The sequence below is a fragment of the Arthrobacter sp. 05L45_2 genome, from assembly GCF_056397525.1.
Genome location: NZ_JBFTNO010000217.1, coordinates 1 through 5,337 on the forward strand (window position 1 = coordinate 1; position 5,337 = coordinate 5,337).

Annotated in this window: 5 protein-coding genes and 2 riboswitches; of the genes, 2 read left to right on the plus strand and 3 right to left on the minus strand. The window is 67.6% G+C overall.

What is annotated here, in order from left to right; genetic code table 11:
- The 3 genes from AC1DHD_RS14065 to acs form a co-directional block, all read right to left on the minus strand.
- On the minus strand, positions 1-498 hold a 498-nt coding region (locus AC1DHD_RS14065), incomplete at its 3' end, for a PLP-dependent transferase (RefSeq protein ID WP_476880306.1).
- Entirely contained in the window at positions 498-1,742 is a 1,245-nt protein-coding gene (gene sfnG, locus AC1DHD_RS14070; protein ID WP_476880307.1) for a dimethylsulfone monooxygenase SfnG, read from the minus strand. The genes AC1DHD_RS14065 and sfnG, both read right to left, overlap by 1 nt.
- Positions 1,739-3,784 (minus strand): acetate--CoA ligase, encoded by a 2,046-nt coding sequence (gene acs / locus AC1DHD_RS14075; RefSeq protein WP_476880308.1) that lies wholly within the window; start codon positions 3,782-3,784, stop codon positions 1,739-1,741. The genes sfnG and acs overlap by 4 nt, the downstream gene beginning before the upstream one ends.
- Before the next feature lie 7 nt (positions 3,785-3,791).
- Positions 3,792-3,881, minus strand: a riboswitch (SAM riboswitch).
- 142 nt (positions 3,882-4,023) lie between these two features.
- Between acs and AC1DHD_RS14080 the strand changes: the two genes are divergently transcribed.
- Positions 4,024-4,449, plus strand: a complete 426-nt coding sequence (locus AC1DHD_RS14080) for a CoA-binding protein (protein ID WP_476880309.1) — start codon at positions 4,024-4,026, stop codon at positions 4,447-4,449.
- Between the two features lie 98 nt (positions 4,450-4,547).
- A riboswitch (SAM riboswitch) is annotated at positions 4,548-4,637 on the plus strand.
- Between the two features lie 86 nt (positions 4,638-4,723).
- On the plus strand, positions 4,724-5,337 hold a 614-nt coding region (locus AC1DHD_RS14085), incomplete at its 3' end, for an MFS transporter (protein WP_476880310.1).

Below are 5,337 nucleotides of genomic sequence, written 5' to 3' on the forward strand. Positions count from 1 at the left end.
GTCCTGGACCTCCGACGACGGGTTGGCCACCACCTCCACGAAGATCGCCTTGGTGTTGTCCCGGACCGCCGCGGCGTAGTCTGCCGGGTCGGTGCCGGCCACGAATGTGGTGTCGACGCCGAAACGGCGCAGCGTGACATCCAGCTGGGTCACGGTGCCGCCGTAGAGCTGGGAGGCCGCGACAATGTGGTCGCCGGCCTGGGTGAGCGCGGCAAAGGTGATGAACTCCGCGGCCATGCCCGACGACGTCGCGACCGCGCCAATGCCGCCCTCGAGGGAGGCGATACGTTCCTCGAACGCGGCCACCGTGGGGTTGCCGATGCGGGAGTAGATGTTCCCGTACTTCTGCAGCGCGAACAGGTTCGCGGCGTCCTGGGTGTCCTTGAACACGAAGGACGTGGTCTGGTAGATCGGCACTGCGCGGGCGCCGTGCTCGGCGTCGGGCGTCCCGCCGGCGTGCAGGGCGCGGGTGCGGAAACCAAAGGTGCGGTCGGCCATTACGCGTTCACCTCAATCTTGGTGACAGGAGTGGATGGGCCCACGCCCGCAGGGTTCCCTGGCCGAGCTTGCGAGGCTAGGGGGCGGGTGGGGACCAGTTCGGTGCCGTGCTTGCGGGCCAGGTCCGCCTCGAGCTCCCGGACGATCGGCAGGACATCCCGGCCGAACGCGGCCACCTCCTCCTGGAAGTGCAGGTAGCCGGTCAGGAACAGGTTCACGCCGATCTTCTTGTACGCCACGATCCGCTCCGCGATCTGCTCCGGCGTGCCGATCAGCTGGGTCTTGAAGCCGTCGTTGTACTGGACCAGGTCCTCGAAACTGGAGTCGGCCCACATGCCCTTGCCGTCCTTCGTGGACGCACCGGCTTCCTGGACCGCGGCGCGGAACCCCTCGACGGCGGCCTTGTGTGCCTTCGCGACGATCTCGCGGAGGGTGTCCCGGGCCTCCTTTTCCGAATTCCGGGCGATGACAAAGCCGTTCAGGCCGAACCTGGGTGCGGGCAGGGCACCGCCGGCGCCGCGGCGCGTTTCCGCGGCTGCGGCCACCACTCCGGCGATGTTGTCCTTGAACCCCTCCAGGTCCTTGCCGTTGGAGAAGTACCAGTCCGCCACGCGGCCGGYCGTGGCCTGCGCCGCTGTGGAATTGCCGCCGAAGAAAATCTCCGGGTGCGCGCGGCCGGGCACGTCCACCGGGGACGGCTGCAGGGTGAAATCGGTGATGTTGTAGTACTTTCCACTCTGGCTGTAGGCCTCTTCGGTCCAGAGTCCGCGCAGCACCCGAATGAATTCCTCGGTGCGGACGTAGCGCTCATCGTGTTCGAGCCATTCGAGGCCAAAGTTTTCGAACTCGGCCTTCAGCCAACCGGAGACGATGTTCACGGCGGCACGGCCGTTGGAGATGTGGTCCGCGGTGATGATGAACTTCGCCAGGACGCCGGGGTGCCACATGCCCGGGTRCACGGCCGAGATCACCTTGAGCCGTTCGGTCGCGGCGAGCAGGGCGAGGCTGAACGAGGTCGCCTCATGCTGCTTGTCCGCGCCGTAGGAGGCTGCGTAGCGCGTCTGGGTGAGGGCGTATTCAAAGCCGGAGTCCTCGGCGATCCGGGCGAGCTTCTTGTTGTAGTCGAAGTCCCAGCCGGTGCGTTGTTCGATGGTGGAGACCACCAGGCCGCCGGACACGTTCGGGACCCAGTAGGCGAACTTGAGCGGTTCGGAGAGACGGGCGACGCTGCTGATGTCAGTCATGAGGTTCCTAACTTCTGGGGTGTGGCGGGGATGCTGTTGCGGTCACGGAGGGCGGCCTGGATGCCGGCGATCGACGGTTCGTTCTGCAGCGACGTGGTGTCGCCGAGCTCGGTGCCCTCGAAGAGCTGCGTCAGCAGCCGGCGCATGATCTTGCCGCTGCGGGTCTTGGGGACATCGGGCACAACGACGACGTCTCGCGGCTTTGCGATCGGCCCGATCGCCTTCGCCACATGCGCCTTCAAATCGGCGGTGATTCCCTCCGTGAACGCTAAGCGGCGGGAGGGGATCGCTGCCGACTCGCGGAGGACCACGTATGCGACGATGGCGTGCCCGGTTTTGGCGTCGGCGACCGGGCAGACGCCGGCTTCCACCACGTCCGGGTGGGACACGAGGGCCGATTCGATTTCGATGGTGGAGAGCAGATGGCCGGAAACGTTCAGGGTGTCGTCCACCCGCCCGAGGATCCAGATGTCGCCGTCGTCGTCGTACTTGGCACCGTCTCCGGCGAGGAACCAGCCCTGCTGCGCGTACTGGCGCCAGTACGAGTCGTAGTAGCGGGCCGGATTGCCCCACACGGTCCGGGCGATCGCCGGGCCGGGGGAGTCCACCACAATAAAGCCCTGCACGCCCGGCGGAACCGTGGCGCCGGCGTCGTCGACGATCCGGGTGCTCACGCCGGGCAGCGGGCGGGCCGCGCAGCCGGGTTTGAACGAGGAGTCGGTCGGGGCGGGCGAGAGGATGGTGGCGCCGGTCTCGGACTGCCACCAGGTGTCCACCACSGGSGCSGTKCCGGCGCCSAYGTTSKCCCGGAACCAGCGCCAWGCCTCGGGGTTTATCGCCTCGCCCACCGTGCCGAGGAGGCGGATCGAGGAGAGGTCGTACGTGTCCGGGACACCCTCGGGGAACCAGCCCATCAGGGACCGGACCAGGGTGGGCGCGGTGTAGTACTGCGTCACCCCGTAGCGTTCGATGATTTCAAAGTGCCGGCCCGGGTGCGGGGTGTTGGGGGTGCCCTCGAAGATCACCTGCGTGGCGCCGTTGGAGAGCGGGCCGTAGAGCTCGTAGGTATGCGCCGTAACCCAGGCCAGGTCCGCCGTGCACCAGTGGACATCCCGGTCGCGGAGGGCAGGGTCCGGGTTGCTGAAGAGGTGCTCGAAACTCCAGGACGCCTGGGTGAGGTAGCCCCCGGAGGTGTGGACCAGGCCCTTCGGCTTCCCGGTGGTCCCCGAGGTGTASATGATGAACAGCGGCGTCTCGGCGTCGAAGGCCTCGGCGGTGTGGGCATCCGACGCGGCGCCGACGGCGTCGTGCCACCAGACGTCGCGGCCCGCGGTCATCGGGACCGTGTCCAGCTCACCGGCCGGGGTGGTCCGGTTGACCACCAGGACGTGTTCGATCGCGTTCGTGCCGGCGACGGCGGCGTCCGCGTTGGCCTTAACCGGGACGGCAGCTCCCCGCCGGAACTGGCCGTCGGTGGTGACCAGCAGCTTGGCGCCGGTGTCCTCCACCCGGAACCTCAGGGCCTCCGCGGAGAACCCGCCGAAGACCAGGGAATGGATGGCACCGATGCGGGCCACTGCCAGGGTGATGATCACGGTCTCGGGGATCACGGGCAGGTAGATGACCACCCGGTCGCCCTTGGCGATGCCGAGGTCCAGCAGGGCATTGGCAGCCTTGGCCACCTCGCGCTGCAACTCGGCGTACGTGACAGTGCGGCGGTCGCCGGGCTCGCCCTCAAAGAACAGGGCCACCTTGTCCCCGCGTCCCGCCGCTACATGGCGGTCGACGCAGTTGTAGGCGACGTTGAGCTTGCCGCCGTCGAACCAGCTGATCTCCGGGCCGTGGCCGGCCGCGGGATCGGCCGGGACCCGGCGGTAGGCGGTGTGCCAGGGTTTGGTTTCGCCGGCGGCCGGCTGAGCCCAGTCGAGACGGAGCGCCTGGGTTTCCCAGAACGCCACAGAATCCGGCTCGGGCGTGGCCGCCGCGCCCGCGCCCGGGACCCGGACGGGAGCGGGCAGGGTGGACGTGGTTTCAGGGGTCATGTGCAGCACTCCATCGGTCCTGGCAGTAGCACCCTCGCCGTGGCGGGGGTTGCTGCGGCTTCATAGGTCCAGGTCCCTCAGCCGCTCGGGATGGTCACTACCTACTAGAACCGAGATGCACGATTCTGCAAAATCCAGCCACACGTTGCTGTAATATTCACTGGCGCTCCTGATGTGGTATCAAAATCAGTCATTTATTCGACAATCGTGCGCGCCGGGCGCAGGAGTAGGGTTAATGCATGGTCCACGTTAACGATCCGGCAGTCATTGAGCGCCTTATGCGAACCAAGGGCACGTGGGCGGTGGTGGGCCTGACCACCAATGAATGGCGGTCGGCCTTTGAGGTCTCCTTGTACGTCCGCGACCGTATGGGCATGGACATCATCCCCGTCAACCTCCCGGGCGACGACGTCCACGGGGAAACTGGGTACCGGTCCCTGGCGGAGATCCCCGCCGCGAAACACCCGATCGACGTCGTGGACTGCTTCGTCAACTCCGGGAAGGTGGGCGCCGTCATTGATGAGGCCATCGCCATCGGCGCCAAGGCCGTCTGGCTGCAGCTGGGCGTCTTCGATGACGCCGCGGTTTCACGCGCCACGGCCGCCGGACTGGACGTCGTGGTCAACGAGTGCCCCGCCCGGCTGGGGTGGCGGATAGGCCTCTAGCGGCGCACCCAGCACCTGCCGCACGGCGCAACGGGAGTCGGTTACAAAATGTGACCGACTTTTTCCGTATTCGCCGCCTGCCGTGTGAGATGGACTCGTAACCATCCCGAGCGGCTGAGAGATCTGGCTCTGTGACGCCGCAGCAACCCCCTCATTGAGGACGGTGCTACCGCCAGGACCGATGGAGAAGGCGCCGTCTTCCGCTCGGATTTGCGGCCCACGCGGCTTGAATCCCGGAAGCAGCGCTTTCCCGGCATACGCCAGGAGACCGCATATGAGTACTGAAACCCGCCCGCAGAAAATGACCGGGAAGGTGGCCGTTGCCAGCTTCATCGGCACCACCATCGAGGGGTACGACTTCGTCCTGTACGGCCTGGCCGCAGCGACCGTCTTCGGCCCGCTGTTCTTCGCCCCGGCCGCCCCGCTCGTGGGCACCATCGCAGCCTTCGCCACCTACGCCGTCGGCTTCGTCGCGCGGCCGATCGGCGGCGTGCTGGGCGGGCACTACGGCGACAGGATCGGCCGGAAGAGCGTGCTCGTGGCGTCCCTGCTCCTGACCGGGCTCGCGACCACGGCCATCGGGCTCCTGCCCACCTACGCCCAGCTCGGCTGGGTGGCGCCGGCGCTCCTGCTCCTGCTGCGCGTGGTCCAGGGCATCGGCTACGGGGCCGAATGGGCCGGCGCGGCCCTTATGACCGTCGAGCACGCGGCGCCGAAGAAGCGCGGACTGACCTCCAGCGCCACCCAGCTGGGCCCCACCTCCGGGATGCTCCTGGCCACCGGCGTCCTGCTGGTCCTGGAAAACTCCCTGAGCGACGAGCAGTTCCTGGCGTGGGGCTGGCGCGTCCCGTTCGTCGCGAGCCTCCTGCTGGTGGCCGTGGGCCTGGT